We start from the raw sequence: 15,908 nt of genomic DNA on the forward strand, positions 1-15,908 counted from the left end.
GATAGCGGCCGTTCAGCCTTGTTTGGGCAAGGCGCCGTTAGCGTCGGCACGCGGCGTCATGGTGATGTTGCGCGGGTCGATGATGAGCTTTAGGTCGGCGGCGGCAGCCTGATCGAGCCCATATTCCTCGAGGTCGTCGACGACCGGGCGAACATCGAAAGCTTCAAACCGCGTTGAGCGATACCGCCATTCGACGTCGTCGGTCTCCTCGAAGAAGACCTTGGCGCTGAAGCTGATGCTCGTACCGGCGAATGACATGCTGTTGAAGTAGAGGCCTGCGGGTGGGGGCCCACTCTCCTCGACGTCGAGGCTTTGGAACTCGAATCGCGCGTCCGGGCGAGGATTGAGCAGGATGTCCACAACCATACGTGCGTCATTGGCCGCCCAGAACGCATCGAATTTGAAGCGCTCGGTCGAGCGCAGGCCGGCGTTGGTTAGCAAGCGCAGCCAACCATCCACGAAGGTCGAGATGAGTGGCACCTCGTCGAGATATGGGCCTGTGAGCGGTTCATTGACTGGGAAGGTAATCGGGGGGATCCGGCTGTTCCCAGAAATGGTTAGCGTCGATCGCTCGGATGCCATGAGCGTCAGGCCGCGCAGTAGTTCCGCCCACTCTTCGAGCGTGTATTCCAAATCGTCGATGGAGCCGACGCTTTCGAACCTGAGCGCGGGAGGGGTGAGCCGAATGATGAAGTCCCGGCTGCGGACGAGCAGTTCGGGTCCATGCGGTTCGAGGATCGGCGGACCGATGAACATCTCGCCATCGAACCGCGCCGCCTGCGCGAACCCGGGGCCTCGGATCGCGATCTCGCATGATCCGAGCGACGGCGGCGTCAGTCGAAGTTCCTCGATGTCGTCAAATAGCGTGCCTTGATACGGAAGGCGGATGCCGAAGCGGCTATCGTAGACACGCAAGCGGTGCGGTTTTAGGGGCGCAAGACCGAGCAGCAGGTTGGCGAAATGCTCCGGCCCCTCGATCTGGAGTAGCGCCTCGGCTTCGAACTGGCCGTTCTCATAGCCGAGTTCATCGAGCTGACGCTGCTTCTTCGCGGTATAGGCGCCTGGATCTTGTCCGCAGGCGGCCGACAAGGCCGACGAGAGGCCGGCGGCGGTCGGCTCGAAACGCTGTCCGACTTTCTCATAGTCATAGCTGATGTCGACATGATTGATGTCGTGCGCTTTTCGAGCCTCCGCCAATCGCAATCGCTTGAGCACCCGGGCGAGTTCGTTGCCGATGAGATGGACGAGGTAAGCCGACTGGATTTCACCATCGGCCCGCATTCGGAAGACGATGACCAGCGCCGGCCGAGGATCCTTGGCGAGGCGATCAATGGCGGACAGGCTGAGTCGGATGCGGTTTCCGGTGCGGCCGAGCGTCGACTTCAGTTGGACCCGGGCGGCATTGGTCTGGCGCCGATCGAGCGGTAGCGACGATTGTCCGCCTGATCCCATTGGGAACTCCACGATGAAGTCCCAGCCCATAATGTCGACGGTACTCTTGTTGCAGAAGAGCCCGGCGCGTTCGCAGAGCAGCTCAAAATGGCGCTCGCCGATGCGGCCGATCCGATCGGATTCCAGCTCGGGGTCATCGTCTTGTCCGCCGTCGGCGCCCTTCGTGGTCATGTGCGCGCCGGCATATGGGCGGCATCGAGCCGGCGGTGGATGAGCGACACGATTGTGAGCAGGTCTTCGGCATCTTCTTTGGACATAGCCCAATGGATGCGCGCCTCATGTGCAGTGGGGTTGCGGAACATGCCGAAGGTGCCACGGACCAGATTTGCGAACCCGCTTTGCTCACTCCGCTCGCTTGCGGTGGATAGCGGGTTGATCGCAAGCATCGGCGGACTCCCGGCAAGTGTCCGATCGACGAGCGTAGCGCCGTCATCGGAGAGCCCTGTCCGCGATCGCATCTTATCAGCGACGCTTTTGACCGCTTCTTGCACCGCATGAAAGTAATTGTCGGCGAGAAGCTCGGCGCGGCAGAATTTCAGGACGTCCGGGTGCACACCGCGACCTTCAAGGTCTGCTCGCAAGTCGCGCGCGCGCCGCTGAGCCTCAGGTAGGGTCTGGGCGACATCCGCCGATTTCAGCTCGCCGGACTCATCGACCACAAGTCCTGCGAATGCCAACGCTAGGTTTAGGCGAGCCCGCATAGGCTCATAGCGGTGCGGCTCGCGGCTGTAACGCGCCGGCTTCATGGCGAGCCGGATGAACTCAAGGATATTGGTGCGGTTGCGTTTGGTATTCTGGCATCCTGCGAAGGCGTTATAGATACGGACGCGCTTCGTCATAGGTCCCGGATCGGCAATCTTGCACGACCCAAGCAGGTGCTCGATCTCCGGCCCGGTCAGGCCTTCTGCAGTGTCGCCAAGCGCGCCGGCGATCGCTTCCAACTGATCTTGTGAAAAGAACGCCATATCGGGCTCACTGACCATAGGCGAGTCGCCGCAGGAAGGTCCTGGCGGTGACAAGAACGACATGCAGGCGGAAGGTGCTGTGGTCTTCATCCGAGAGGCCCGGATGCGAACCCTCCGTGTGGAGCATTTTGAAGAGGCCGTTGACGTAGTTCTTGCCGTCTTGGGTCCACTCGTTGCGATCCGTGGCAAGGAAGCCAATCTCAGCGAGCAAAGCGCGCCGGTTTTCTGAGCTGGGCCGTTGACCCGCTTCCTGTGGTCGCACGTTGCGCGCGATGTCGTCGAACAGACTTTCCAGGAAGGTCCGGAGCTGGCTGTTGCAAGCCGCCCAATCGCCGCGGGTATGCGCTTCGATCGCCTGTTCGAGATGACCGAGAGGAGTTGTGAAGCCGAATGACTTGAGAAGCTGATGCACCTCGTCGTCCGTTTGGGGGAGGTGGATGTCGCCGGGCAGCGCCGCGCGGATGGACGCGTTCGGCCCGTAGTCGTCCCACGTCAAAACATATCCATCACGCGCAAGGCCACGTGCGAAGGCCGTTTGCAGAGCGTGCGTAGCGTGTTGTTGCGCTAGCTGCGCGGCTTGCCGGATTACCGCCTCGCCAAGGGTCATGCTACCTTCGAGCGTGTCGAGCACGGCCTCGGCTCGTTGCACAACGATCCGGCCTAGCAAGGCGCACTTGTTGGCGACGCTGAGGGAGGTGCTGGTGGAAATCTCGTCCTCCAGGCCGAGGCGGAGGACCATCTGGTTGAACCGTGCCTGGCTGTGTTGCTCCAGCAACTCAACGGCGGCGATCAGCGTGGGTCGGGTGAACGGCACAGATCTCATGCTGGGGACGCGCTATGGGCACGATCGTGCTTCATGTCGCCCCTCGCTCAATAACGGAACCCAAGGAGGCTTCCGGTCGGATCAGTATCGGTGAGCCGGAGGCGGACGAGGCTCTCGTAGTCAAAGCCTGACGTAAAGTCGCCCACAGGAACCATGTCGGTGTTGAGTGTGCAGATGTACTGGAAGCCGTGTTTTGCAGCCATCGCGGCGGCAAGTTCCAAAGCATGGGCGCGCTGCCGCGGGTCAACACCGTCGAAAATTGTGCTGTCGTGGATCAGGAAGTCGATCCCGAGACCACGCTGGCGCGCGAACGAGATCAGCATGAGATCGTAGCAGAAGATTTTCATCTTGCTAATGCCCTCGCTTGGGCTGCCCGCGATCTCGACGTCGAATTTGTAGCCCGTGTCGTCGATATCGATGACCAGGCGGCCGGGCGACTTGTAGAGGCTCTCCGAGAATTCCGAGAAGAGGCTGAGCGCCCGGGACCACAGCGCACGCCGCTCTTCATAGTCGAGGGTTGTCGCGCGTTTCAGCTCGACGGTCTCGACCTTGATCGTGTCCGCCTTGGTGGTCATCTGACGAAGCTGAGTGATCCTGTTGGTCAATTCGTCGACCTTCAGCCGGGTGGCTGCATGCAACTCCTGTAACTGCGTCAGTTCCTCCAGCGCGCCTTGTCCCGCAAGCGCGCTGAGGTAGTTGGCACGGCGATCCGTCAGGTTCGCGATATCGGTCTCACGCTCGCTGACGGCAGCTTCCAGCGCGGCAATCTCGCCGGCGATGAACTCACGGCGATTGGCGATGATCTGGGCGTTGAATGCCCGCGCATCCGCCAGCGTCTTCTTGACGGCGCCAGGTAGGGCGATGCCCGCTTCGCCGTAAAGGGCTTCCAGACGGTCCTCGGTCGGAGCGTCTTCGCTCACCAACGAGTCACGGTAGCGATCGAGCCGGCGCTTATCCACGATATTGGCGTTGACCAGGCTATGGATTTCGCTGGTCAGAAGGTTCGCCTGAGTCTCGATTTCACGGTACTGCGGAAGAACGCGAAAATTCGACAGCGCCTCGCGTTCACGCTCAAGCTGGGTTGAAAGGCGCAGGCGCTCGGCTTCGAGCTCACCGAGCGAGGCCAGTTCGCCGTCGACGGCTCCGGTCTTGATCGCCTGTTTGAGCGCATCGAGCGCGTTCTTTTGATCTTTGAGCTGCTGCCAAGTCGCGGCCTTCTCCCAATTCAGGCCGAGAAGGAAAGCATTGTGGACCTGAATGTCCCAAGTCTTCTGATTGTCGAAATGCTTGAAGGGGATGTTGTAGGCGGCTGTCTGGTTGCGCACGAAGTAGGAAAGCAGCGACCGCGCCGAGGGCTTGTATCCGGATTCCGCCGACAGATCGCTAATACCGAATAGCGCCCAGGCAAGAACGGCTCGCCATTTCTTAGCGTCGAGACCCGGAACGCCTTCCTTGTTCGGCGTTGGCCGGACAGGCCAGTCGTCGGTGGCTCCTTCGATGGCGAAGAATCCGGGTGTATCGGTCGCTCGCGTCACAGCGACATCGCGGCCGGACAGGGAGAGTTCCAGCGTGAACGCCCAACCCTGCAAAGCCTCGATGCGAAGCCCTTTTCCGGGTGAGGTATTGCTGGCGAGGCAGAAATCGATGATCTCGATGAGCGTCGATTTGCCGAGAGCGTTCGTCGTGTCCTTATCACCGGCCGAGGTGGATCGGTCGGCCAGGATAAGATTGACACCCGGCTGAAGGAACGCGGTGTGAAAGCCTTTCTGGTTGGCGCGAACGGCTCTGATCATGAGGCGGTCCTGACGATAAGGCCGTCCCGGATCTCGATCGCACCGATCAGATAGAGGAGGTTCGATGCCAGCACGAACCGCTCGAAGTTCCCGACGTTCGGTTCCGTGCGCAGACGCTCCCACAGGCCCGAAACGGTCATGGGCATGCTGAGATGCGCGAGCAGCGTGGCGCCGACGCCGATCAGCGCCTCGTTCTGCGGGATATGTTTGGTCGGAAGAATCATTTCTCAAACACGTCGCAGATTTCGAAGAGATAGATGAGAACAGCGATGCCTGCGGTCTTATCGGCTTGTCGACGCAGACCGCGCTGGGCAAAGGCGCACATCAACTCGAAAAGCTCGTCGCCCTTATGGCCCTCTTTCCGGCGAGCATAATATTCTTCAAGGAAGCCGGCCTTCAGCCGCTCAGGAAAGTCAGGATCGAGTTGAGCTTCCGCTTCAACATACTCGGCAACGGTGGCGCGCGAGGTCAGTCCCGCGGCGATGATGTGACGAGATCCATTCGAGAGCGCGTTCTTTTTGATCTTCTCCTCCGGAGCGAGGAGATCGAAAGAGCCATTTGGGGCCGGCGCTTGGCTCGCAACCCAAGAGACGGCGTTCTGCAATTCGGGGAAGGCGACGTCAGCAAAGGCCTCTTCCATGGCTTGCCGGACCTGCTTTTCGTGGCTCTCCTTCAGTTGCAGAAGGGTCGCGGTCGGCCAATCGGCCTCGACCTTGTCGATGATCGTGTGGTGATCGGTGCATAGATAGATGAGGTTCCGGACGTTATCGCGCTCGTCATCGGTCATCGACGCGTCATAACGGGCAGCGGTCGGCTTCTCACCACGGATGTGCGCGGCCTCGCCGACATAGGTATCGTCTCCCACCTGGGCGTCGTAGGTGAGGTGCTTGCCGCAATTCGGAAATGCGCACACTCCGCCGCTCCGAAAGGCCAGAATAATTCTGGTCGGGTAACTAGCGCTCATAGCCTACGCCTGTCCGCGCGCGAACGTTGCCATGGTCTCGGTCAAAGGATCGAAGGGCGTTGATGAGCATTCCCCCGGGGCGAGTGCCTACTTAGCTGTTAATGACGTCTTGGAGTGCAGCAATTTTTTCTAGTATATCGTCAAATGACGGCGGTGTTTGGTCAAACATCATCGGCGCCATCGCCCGATAATCTGCTTTCAGGTCTTTCACGCGCGCGTCGGTCGGCGTCAGCCGGAGTGTGCCTGGCCGAGCCTTATCGTAGCTGGCCCAGTTCGAACGAAAGAAGGTGGTTTTGTGATGCGCGACCTGCGCCAGTAGATTGAAGTCGGCAACGGCGGCTTGGCCCTCATCCGTGTCGAGGAGCATGGCGAGGTCGTAGTAGTGCCGAGAGAAATACTGCGGCGTCGGTGACGCGGCGGGGCGATGCGCTTCCGCATGGAGAGCGGTTGCCTTTTCCCAGAAAGTCCGCCGCGCTGACAGCACCGTTACGCTGGTGTCGGCATCGGTGAAGAAGTCCGGATAGTCGTCGGCCGCGTAGGGGCGTATGACTTTTTCCTCGGTCGGCCAGGGATCGCCGCGCGCGCCGAGCTCGAATTTTACGCGCGGCGTGATGTAGGCCATGCCTTCGTATTCGGCGGCAGGGAGCGCGGTCGGATAGTGGAAGTTGACGGTCTGCGCGTCACCGGCGTCTATCTCTAGCGACCACTCGCTTTCGGTCGGCTCGCCGAGTTGGCCGACGATCGCGGCGCGAAGCGCTGGGAGAAGTTTCTCGGCGATGTGCTGCTCGACATCGCTGACCAGGTCGTCGATCAGCCGAGCCGCCTGCTTCTTGCTGATCCCCTCCTTATCGGGGTCGCGCTCGCCGGTGTATCCGAGTTCGGCACGGTCGAACGACAAGTCGATGTCCTCGGAGAACCGGCGAATACCGTTGAATGCCTTTGAGAGCGACGTGCCGCCCTTAAAAACGAGGGTTGCAGTGGTGCCCTTCGGTAGACCGAACAGGCGCTTCAGGCTCCAACATACCCAGAAGTCCTTTTCGATGATCGTATTGGCGACGCCCCGCCGGGCGCCGGTCTCCCCGAAGAGAGCTGCGCGATCGTCGGTGGGAAGGCGAGCGACATCATCCATCGATATCGGCCACCGCTGCGTGGGCAATCGAGACGAGCGTGGGCCGCATCCAGGCGGGCGCTTGAAGGGCGGTTGAGGCCAACGTCTTCTTGTCGTTGGCCGAAAGCCGGTGCGCCGCGACCTGCGCGACGTCAGCCGCCCGAACGGGGCCGACATGACGAAGCGCCTGAACCACCGTCCCGGCGGGGCTGCCCGGTGCGATCAGATGCTTGGGCGAGGCGTGGCGAAGGTCGACGATGCGCTTTCCCAGCACGACGCGCCGCGACGGGCCGTCGGTCAGATAAGTGCTTTGTGCCGGAACCTGGGTCGAAAGGCCGAGCGCGTTCGCTGCGCGCGCTCCGGCGATCTGCACCTGCGAGCCGGTCTCCCGCGCAAGAGCGTGGGCGACATCGTCCGGCGCGGGTGACAACGCCCCAAGTTTCGGGTGCAGCTTGGGAAAGTCGTAGAGCCCACGTGCAAGCCGCCGGAGCTGTCCGCCCTTCACCAATCGAGAAAGTGCCTGATCGACAGAGGAGCGGGCGGCAACTGTGAGGAAGTCGCTAGGCGTGAAAACGCTGCCACGTCCGCTAGCGCGGACGCGTTTCATGACCCGGTCGGGGACTGAGGCGTTTACCGTTTTCATGTGTCAGAAAATAAGGCAGGTTTTTCTGACATGCAAGGGGCGGCATTCCCCGTTCTAGAGTACGACTGCCACTTGCTACGCATTATGCCGCGGCGCGTTGCTCGTCATTTGCCGCGCCGGCGGCGTCCGGTGCAGCAGCCTGTTGCAAGAAGCGAGCGAGTGCTGCGCGGCGAGAATCCCGATCCACGGCATAGGCCGTCTGCTTGAATTCAATGCCGTCCAGGAGGCCCTGGATGTAGCCGGAGATGGTATCGGCGGCCATGATCAGTGCCGTGTCGAGCGTGTGAATGTAGTTGCTGGTGACGGAGCCCTTCGAATGACCAACCAAAGCAGCGATGGTGACCTCCGTGAAACCAAGATCATTTGCGATGCTGGCGAAGCTATGTCGCAGGACATGAGGCGTGATGTCGGCGAGCGGCGTATCGTCGAATATCTGCTCCCAATGGTTCGGCAAGCTTCCGAAAGCGTTATCACCTCCTTGTCCCGGGAAGACGTAGGTGCCTGCTCTCACTTTCCGGCGCTTCTCAAGATATTCCACGGCGGGCAGGCCGATTGGGCGGATCGACCTTCCCTCTTTGCTGTCCGTCAGTCGCAAGCAGCTTGAATCGGTATCAGCTTCTGCCCAAGTCAGAGTGACCATTTCGGTTCGGCGGCAGCCGGTCAGCGCAAGCTGGCGGATCAATTCGACCGAAACCTCATATTTCTCGTTTTCGGCCGCTTTAGCGAGCAACTGGCCAAGCACGCGATATTCGGCCTCGCTGAGCCTCCGAGCGCGGACGCTGTCCTTCGGTCGCCGCACACCGTGGGCAGGGTTCACTTCGATAATGCCAGCATCCACGGCGTAGGTGAGAATTCCGCCGAACAGGCCGATCGTACGGGTAGCCGTCCCTGCTCCGCCCTTGACGATCGATTTTCCTCGCAGCTTCTTCGTCTTGGCAACGAGGCGCGTCTTGCCCGCCATGATGTCCTTCATGGCCTTGTTGACTTCGGCCTTGGTCAGATCCTTCACCCGTCGGGAACCGAGCAAGGGGACGATGTGCCGGTGGATTCGGCCAATGTCCGAGGCGATCGTGCCTGGCTTCTTGGGGCGCCCGCCTTTTCCGAGAATGAGGCCGGCGTTCAGGTCGGCGAGGTAGAGGTCGCACAGCTCTTTGACCGTGATCGCCCTATTGTCGAGCTGCTTCTCTTCTGCAGGGTCTTCGCCTTTAGCGATACGTCCCAGTTGCACCTTCGCTTCCTGGCGGGCCCGCTCGGGAGTCCAGACGCCGTGCAGGCCAATCGTAAAGCGTCTCGATCGCTTACCGAGCCGATACTGAATGACGTAGCTGCGCTTGCCGGAGGCGAACACTCTGAGGCCGAAACCGGGCAGCTCGTCGTCCCAAATGACGTAATCTTTTTCGCGACTGTCTGCGGCGTCGACGACCCGTTTAGTGAGCTTAGGCATGGGCTTCCTCCGACCCTACCGTTTCCTCTCGCGTAAGCACCACGTAAGCACGCGGGCGAAAACTGTGGCGGGGAGAAGAGTAGCTTCGGCGGAGAAGGAATTCAAATTGTTTAGCGTTTACAGAGAGATAGGCGGGCATTGGCGGCTCCTTGCGCTTTTTGGCGGAGCTAGCCATATTCCCTCCGAAGGCGGAGGCCACACGTTCGAATCGTGTCGGGTGCACCATTTCAACTAATAGTTGTCTTGACGGTTGGGTGGGGGCGCCCGTTTTTGTCCCCGCGCTGAAAGCTGATTGGCCGCCTTGGCAGGGTTGTAAAGCGGCCCTTACTGCATACGAATCCCGTCTTCTCCAAAATTCGACAGTGTATGAGACGCTCGGCTTGGCGCCCCTGGCTCCCTCGGCCTCTGGCGTGCCACGAGGTCGGTAGCCCCCTATGCCTCGCTGCGGTGATCAGGTCTTCCTTACAAGCACCGGGAGCTTCCGTCTTTCATCCCGCCGCCCAGCTCTCGCCTCCACTTCTCGCTCCCTGGTTGCTAATCTGAACGCTCTCTGTGACGGATGCGTCGTGCAAAGGAGGGCGCTATCCCGCCGCTCTGAATGACAGGCACAGCACCCGCAGCAGGGGCTCCCCTCTCCGCTTCCAACGGGATTGTACTTCAGGATTTGTCGAACCCTAACGATCGGGCCGAAGGGAGTAGCCCTGTTTGCAAGGGCAAAGATGACCCATAGCTGCCCCTTGCTGCCACGTCCGCTTTGCGCCCCAAAGCAGTCATTTGCTCATCGTAACTCTCCGGGGCCGCGACTTGTCCAGCCTGTTCGGGTAGAAGATTATGGACCAATGATTCCGGACCAGGGAGGGAATTCTGGTTAGGGGGTGAGATGCATAAACATGATCCGGTTCGACAGATCAGCTTCATTCAGCAGGCGCTGTCGCAGAACCGTAAACCGATCGGCTTCTTCCTCGGCGCGGGCTGCCCGCTGTCGATCCGTGTCAATGAGCGCGAGGAGGATGGGAAGACTGTCACCGACCCGCTGATATGGGACGTGGCTGGACTGACGAAGGTGATTGCCAAGACCCTGTCCAGCGGGGACCCCGCGAACCCCAAGAGCTGGGACAAGATCGTTCAGATCGTGAAGGAGGATGGCGGCAACAGCGGCAATATTGAACTGATCCTCAGCCGCATCCGCGTATTCGCGAGCGTCGCCGGCATCGGAAATGTGCGAGGCCTCACGGCAGCAGAGCTCGAAGTGCTCGATTCCGAGGTCTGTAAGGTGATCTCCAAGGAGGTCACTCGTACGCTTCCGAAAAAGGACAGCCCTTATCACAATCTTGCAATCTGGAGTCGCTCGATCCGTCGTGAGCGGCCCGTCCATTTCTTTACGACCAATTACGACCTGCTGATGGAGCAAGCTCTCGAGGAAAGCTCGGCGCCCTATTTCGACGGCTTCATCGGTGCCCGGAAGGCTTTCTTCGACCTCGGCGCCGTTGAGGACGAGGGCTTGCTGCCGCCGCGGTGGGCCCGGCTGTGGAAAATCCATGGCTCGCTCAACTGGCGCCTGGAGAATGAGACGGTCGTCGTTCGAACCGATGAGAAGACCGATAAGCAGAGCTATCTAATCTATCCGTCGCATCTCAAATATGACCAGAGCCGCAAGATGCCCTATCTCGCGATGCTCGATCGACTTAAGGCCTTCATGCTCGCGCCGTCGTCGCTGCTCTTCATCTGTGGCTATTCCTTCGCAGACGAGCATATCAACGACGTCATACGCCGTAGTCTCGAGGCGAACCCGACCGCGCATGTTTTTGCCTTTGTTTATGGTGACCTAGAGACAGATAGCTACAAGCTAGCGCGCCAGTGTGCGCTAGCGACCCCGAATCTGAGCCTGTTGGGTTTCGACAAGGCTATCATTGGCCGCACACCGGGTGACTGGACAGGCGACGGCGCGGATGACCTTGTACTGCCGCCCAGCATCCTCGTGAAAGATGGCGACAAGGTCACCGTGCGGCTAGGCGACTTTGCTGCGCTCGGCGCGCTGTTGCGTGGTCTCTCCGGCGACGGGATGAGCGATGATCCAGCCTGATGTAGCCAGCCGGGCAACAGTTATCGGCACTGTCCAAGACGTCAGCGGCACGTCGGTCAGCGTCACCTTGACGTCGGACCGCTTCTCGGGCCTGAGCTTTGTCCACGGTCAGGGCCATAAAATCGGCCAGATCGGTAGCTTTGTTAAAATTCCGATCGGCTATGTCGACCTCTATGGGATCGTGTCGCAGGTAGGCGCCAGTGCGGTTCCCGAGAAGGCCGCGCTTTCGATGCCCAACGGGCTGCGCTGGATGACAGTTCAACTGATCGGCGAAGGCTACAGGACAGGCCGGTTCCAGCGCGGCATCTCGCAATATCCGACCTTCGAGGACGAGGTCCATCTCGTCTCTGAGGCAGATCTCCAGGCGATCTATGGGCGGTCGGGCAAGCAGAACCATCTGGTCCGGGTCGGTCATGTTGCAGGCAGCGAGTCGATTGACGCACTTGTCGACGTCAACAAACTCGTGACGCGCCACAGCGCGGTCGTTGGGACGACCGGCTCAGGCAAGTCGACGACAGTCGCTGGGCTGTTGAACGTCCTGTCGGATGAAAGGCGCTTCCCGTCGGCGCGGATCGTCGTGCTCGATCTCCACGGCGAATATGGCAAGGCACTCGGCGACCGAGCGAATATCTTCAAGATCAGCCCGAATGCCCGCAACGCCAATGAGCATCGGCTGTGCATCCCTTTCTGGGCGCTTAGCTTCGATGAGCTCATTCGGGTGACGTTTGGAAGCCTCCCGCCCGATGGAAAAGCACGCAACATCATCCTCGAGCAGATACTCGAGGCCAAGATCGCAACCCTAACGGCGCAGCCGGTCGCCGGTGTCGATTCAGCCAACATCACCGCCGATAGCCCGGTGCCTTTCTCGCTCAACAAACTCTGGCATGACCTCTATTGCCGGGAGTTCGGAACCTATCTCAGCGCCGGTGGCGCAAACCCATCAGATCAGGCGACTTGGGCCTACGAAGGCGATCCTATGGGCGCGAAGATCGTGGGGGATGCGCAGGCCGGGGTCCCACCGCGCTTTCGCAAGGTCAAGAATGTCGCCTCTGATCCGGAGAAGATCAATTGGCTTCCGGACGTCCTCAACATCCGCGGGCCACTTGAGGCGCTCGGCGCCCGGCTTCGCGTCGCGCGCTACGACTTCCTGCTGAAGGCCGGCGATTGGCATCCCGAGCTCGACGGCACGACGACCAAGACGCTCGCCGACCTCGTCGGTCAATGGCTCGGCAGTGACAAACCGGTCACGATCCTCGACCTGTCAGGCATTCCCTCGACGGTCACGAACGATATCATCGGCAGCATCTTGCGCGTCCTGTACGATGGTCTCTTCTGGGCGCGGAACCTCTCGGAGGGTGGACGCGAACGCCCGCTGTTGGTCGTGATGGAGGAAGCGCACAGCTATCTTGGCGACAATGGCAGCAGCGCCGCCTCAATCGCGACCCAGCGCATCGTCAAGGAAGGGCGCAAATATGGGATCGGCGCGATGATCGTCAGCCAGCGCCCGGCCGAGATCAATCCCACGATCCTGTCACAATGCGGAACCTTCTTTGCGATGCGCCTGAGCAACGCCACCGATCGCTCACATGTGACCAGCGCGCTCTCCGACAACCTTGAAGGTTTGACCAGCATGTTGCCAGTGCTGCGCACCGGCGAGGCTATCATTCTCGGCGAAGCGGTGAGGCTTCCGATGCGGACAATGATCCAAGCGCCGCCTCGCGATCGTCGCCCCGACAGTCAGGATCCGCTGATCTGTGACGAAGCCGCGCCCGAGGATTCGATGACGCCAGGCGGTTGGAACCTGAAAATGCACATCGCCACGGACTATCAATATTTTGTCGAGACCTGGCTCCAGCAGAACCCGGTCCCCACACCGATCAAGAAGGAATAACACATATGGCCTGGCAAGAATTCGCCCCCTTCACCTCGTCAAACATCGCCGCAATCCGCTACGATGAAAAACAGCTGCTGCTCGAGGTCGAGTTTCTCAACAGCACCCGCTATCATTATTACGATGTGCCGCCGCAGATTGCGCAGGCCTTCGATCAGGCCGAATCGAAGGGGACATTCCTCGCGTCGACCATCAAAGGTCACTATCGCTACAGCCGGGTCTAATATGCCACTTGTCAGCCTTGACCAGAAAAATAGTCGCGTTCAGTTTGGTGCCTTCGAGGTCGACAACAAGGTCCTGTTCGAGTTTTTCAACAAGGTTCCTGCTATCGATCGCGACGAACAGCTTCACAAGGCGCTTTATATCGGTGTCTTGGCTCTCATGGAGGACCGGCTCTCGAGCTTCCTCTCGCGGACAGCGAACGAACTCGGGACTGAGCTCGAAAGTCTGAAGCTCATCTTCGATATGAAGAAGGAGCTTTTCTACCGGTCGGCGGTGAAGGGCGTGCTCGCCGAGGCCGACATCGCCGACTTCTTGTCGGAGTTTTTTAATCGCCAGAAGCTCGCCGACCGTATCGAGCTGACCGGCGACCGTGCCGGCGCAATCCGTCGAAACAAGACGGGCGACATTGTTTGCCATCTTGCTGGCGACAGCGGCAAACGGATCGCGATCGAATGCAAGTTCGACAAGAGCATCCGCCTCGGTGACATCCAGACCAAGGATGTCTTCACCAAAAAAGCGGATACGGCCTGGAGCCAGCTACTTGAAGCGCAGGCCAATCGCGAGGGGCAGGCCGGAATTATCGTCTTCGACGCCTCGCTCGTCGACAACAGTATACTCGCCACCGTCCAGGACCTGAAATTCCTCCCCGGTATCGGGCTGATCGCGATTATCGATTCCCAGAAGGGCGATTATCGCAACCTCGCCATCGCTTACATGCTAGCGCGCGACATCGCCCTCAACGCGAAGACGCTCGAGCTCGACACCGACGTCCTTAAGATCATCGTGAACCGGCTGATCAAGGATGCGCGCGACATGGCGCTGGTGAAGCATCTCGTCAACGCCAATATCGACAATATGAAGCAGATCCTCGTACAGATCGAGAAAGGCATCCTTCTTGCTGAATTCAATCAGCGCTACCTCATCAAGTTTCTCGCCGAAGGGACCCTCACGAAGGACGACATGCTCGCTTTCTATGCGGGAGAAGAGGTTAGGGAGCGTTTCCGGCTTGTCGAACGCGAGATTAGCGACCTTTGCTCATGAGATGGTGAAATGTCGCCCCTGCAGTCGCCTTCATCGAGGTTTGCGCTTTAAACCTACCAGTCCGGAAACGGCCCCTCTGCGGTAGGTTCCCTCGACGTTTCTCCCTTGGCCAATCAAGGCCAGGGAGAACTCACATGGGCCATTCTCAATTTGACGATGCCAGCCGCGAGCGTGCAGCTTGGAATGCCGGAAAGCTGGTCGGCACCAAGCGCCCTCTCACTCAGAAACAGATCTGGGCAATTCGATTCTTCCTCGATCGCGAAAGACGCATTCGTGACCGTGCGCTGTTCGATCTGGCCATCGACAGCAAGCTTCGCGGCTGCGACCTGGTCAAGATCAAGATCCGTGATGTGGTCGCCGGTCCGGGGATTAGGACTCGCGCGATCGTCGTCCAGCAGAAGACGGGGCGGCCCGTCCAGTTCGAGATCACCAGCGACGTGAGAGCGAGCCTGCTGGTTTGGCTGGAACGGCGCGGCGGCACCGTTGAGGACTATGCCTTTCCGAGCCGCATCGATCACGCGCACCACATGAGCACAAGGCAGTATGCTCGCTTAGTGGACGAGTGGGTAACCGCGATCGGCCTGCGCCAAGAGGAGTATGGCACTCACTCGCTCCGTCGCACGAAGGCGTCCATGATCTACAAGGCGACGGGCAACATCCGCGCCATCCAGATCTTGCTCGGTCACTCCAAGATTGAGAACACGGTCCGATATCTTGGTGTCGACGTGGAGGACGCACTGCTGTTGGCAGAGCGGACGGAAATCTGAAGATGGGCGGTCATCCGAGGCAGCGCGGATGACCGCTTTGACCCGCAGGATACGTTGCCTGCCTGTCGGTCTTGGGGTGGAAACCCGTCGGGCAGTTTTCTCGCCGGTGACTAAGAAAGTGGACATTCACTCAACGGGTGAACTTGGCCGCTTCTTCCCCGTCGGCTGCCGGGAAGAAGCGTCATAGATGCGCACGGCCGCATGACCGTGTCGACCGGCAGCCTGGGAGGTTCTGGATGGGGCCGGTTCCGCCCTCCCCAGAGGCGCCATCTTATCGGCTATGCTCAAGCGAATCCAGGAGGTCTCCGGATCAGCCTGCCTCTAGCGACTTCGCGTGCGTCCCGCTCCGCAGTATCGGATGTTAAAGCGCGTTGCCTCTAGCTTGCCGTTGAGTTAATCTGTTGCGGTTGAAGGAACGGGAGGCGCGCCATGGCTGAAGACAATCGCTCGGGCCAGAGCATTGGACAATATTCAGTTAAGCTCGAGGAGGATGGCGGCAAATCCGTCTCTAAGCAAAGTGGCTCGAAGAAGAAGGCGATTATGTTTGTCCCCGAGGGCGCTGATGTGAAGGATTACCTCGATATTGAGGTTGTCGCCCTCGATGCAGCTACCTTCGAGGCGATGGGGCCTCGCCGCTGCTGACAGTTGACTGATGTCAACTGATCACCACCACAGTAGCCTGGGGATCGGCCACCCCGATGTTTGCGGTTGC

15 protein-coding genes are annotated in these 15,908 nt (G+C 60.0%); 6 read left to right on the top strand and 9 right to left on the bottom strand.

Annotation, left to right across the window (positions count from 1 at the left end; translation table 11 throughout):
- Positions 1-12: 12 nt before the first annotated feature.
- The 9 genes from V5F61_RS18960 to V5F61_RS19000 all read right to left on the bottom strand — a co-directional run bounded on the left by V5F61_RS18960 (position 13) and on the right by V5F61_RS19000 (position 9,192).
- Positions 13-1,623: a hypothetical protein gene (locus V5F61_RS18960; RefSeq protein ID WP_088582613.1), complete on the bottom strand. Its 1,611-nt coding sequence runs from the start codon at positions 1,621-1,623 to the stop codon at positions 13-15.
- Positions 1,620-2,417 carry a TIGR02391 family protein gene (locus V5F61_RS18965; RefSeq protein ID WP_024350863.1) on the bottom strand — a complete coding sequence of 266 codons (798 nt, stop codon included), beginning with the start codon at positions 2,415-2,417 and terminating at the stop codon, positions 1,620-1,622. Before V5F61_RS18965 ends, V5F61_RS18960 begins: the two co-directional genes overlap by 4 nt.
- 7 nt (positions 2,418-2,424) lie before the next feature.
- On the bottom strand, positions 2,425-3,240 hold the full coding sequence (locus V5F61_RS18970; protein ID WP_024350864.1) for a hypothetical protein: 816 nt from the start codon (positions 3,238-3,240) through the stop codon (positions 2,425-2,427).
- A 47-nt stretch (positions 3,241-3,287) separates the two neighbouring features.
- Complete coding sequence (locus V5F61_RS18975) at positions 3,288-5,033, bottom strand: DUF2326 domain-containing protein (RefSeq protein WP_024350865.1); 1,746 nt, start codon at positions 5,031-5,033, stop codon at positions 3,288-3,290.
- Positions 5,030-5,257 carry an ABC-three component system middle component 6 gene (locus V5F61_RS18980; protein ID WP_024350866.1) on the bottom strand — a complete coding sequence of 76 codons (228 nt, stop codon included), beginning with the start codon at positions 5,255-5,257 and terminating at the stop codon, positions 5,030-5,032. Before V5F61_RS18980 ends, V5F61_RS18975 begins: the two co-directional genes overlap by 4 nt.
- A complete protein-coding gene (locus V5F61_RS18985) occupies positions 5,254-5,997 on the bottom strand; it encodes an HNH endonuclease (protein WP_024350867.1) in 744 nt (247 codons plus the stop codon). The genes V5F61_RS18980 and V5F61_RS18985 overlap by 4 nt, the downstream gene beginning before the upstream one ends.
- Before the next feature lie 91 nt (positions 5,998-6,088).
- Positions 6,089-7,126 (bottom strand): nucleotidyl transferase AbiEii/AbiGii toxin family protein, encoded by a 1,038-nt coding sequence (locus tag V5F61_RS18990; RefSeq protein WP_024350868.1) that lies wholly within the window; start codon positions 7,124-7,126, stop codon positions 6,089-6,091.
- Positions 7,119-7,712: a DUF6088 family protein gene (locus V5F61_RS18995; protein WP_024350869.1), complete on the bottom strand. Its 594-nt coding sequence runs from the start codon at positions 7,710-7,712 to the stop codon at positions 7,119-7,121. Before V5F61_RS18995 ends, V5F61_RS18990 begins: the two co-directional genes overlap by 8 nt.
- Positions 7,713-7,830: 118 nt before the next feature.
- On the bottom strand, positions 7,831-9,192 hold the full coding sequence (locus V5F61_RS19000; RefSeq protein WP_024350870.1) for a tyrosine-type recombinase/integrase: 1,362 nt from the start codon (positions 9,190-9,192) through the stop codon (positions 7,831-7,833).
- 880 nt (positions 9,193-10,072) lie between these two features.
- On the opposite strand from V5F61_RS19000, the gene V5F61_RS19005 reads away from it, so the two are divergent.
- From V5F61_RS19005 to V5F61_RS19030, 6 genes are all read left to right on the top strand, one after another.
- On the top strand, positions 10,073-11,275 hold the full coding sequence (locus V5F61_RS19005; RefSeq protein WP_238123793.1) for an SIR2 family NAD-dependent protein deacylase: 1,203 nt from the start codon (positions 10,073-10,075) through the stop codon (positions 11,273-11,275).
- Positions 11,262-13,166, top strand: coding sequence for an ATP-binding protein (locus V5F61_RS19010; RefSeq protein WP_238123794.1), 1,905 nt, complete (start codon positions 11,262-11,264; stop codon positions 13,164-13,166). The genes V5F61_RS19005 and V5F61_RS19010 overlap by 14 nt, the downstream gene beginning before the upstream one ends.
- A gap of 5 nt (positions 13,167-13,171) precedes the next feature.
- A complete protein-coding gene (locus tag V5F61_RS19015; protein ID WP_238123795.1) occupies positions 13,172-13,390 on the top strand; it encodes a KTSC domain-containing protein in 219 nt (72 codons plus the stop codon).
- Position 13,391: 1 nt separating this feature from the next.
- Positions 13,392-14,429: a hypothetical protein gene (locus tag V5F61_RS19020; protein ID WP_238123796.1), complete on the top strand. Its 1,038-nt coding sequence runs from the start codon at positions 13,392-13,394 to the stop codon at positions 14,427-14,429.
- 134 nt (positions 14,430-14,563) lie between these two features.
- On the top strand, positions 14,564-15,196 hold the full coding sequence (locus tag V5F61_RS19025; RefSeq protein WP_238123797.1) for a tyrosine-type recombinase/integrase: 633 nt from the start codon (positions 14,564-14,566) through the stop codon (positions 15,194-15,196).
- Between the two features lie 429 nt (positions 15,197-15,625).
- On the top strand, positions 15,626-15,838 hold the full coding sequence (locus tag V5F61_RS19030; RefSeq protein WP_238123798.1) for a hypothetical protein: 213 nt from the start codon (positions 15,626-15,628) through the stop codon (positions 15,836-15,838).
- Positions 15,839-15,908 lie beyond the last annotated feature (70 nt).

This window comes from Xanthobacter sediminis (assembly GCF_043195015.1).
Lineage (GTDB): Bacteria > Pseudomonadota > Alphaproteobacteria > Rhizobiales > Xanthobacteraceae > Xanthobacter.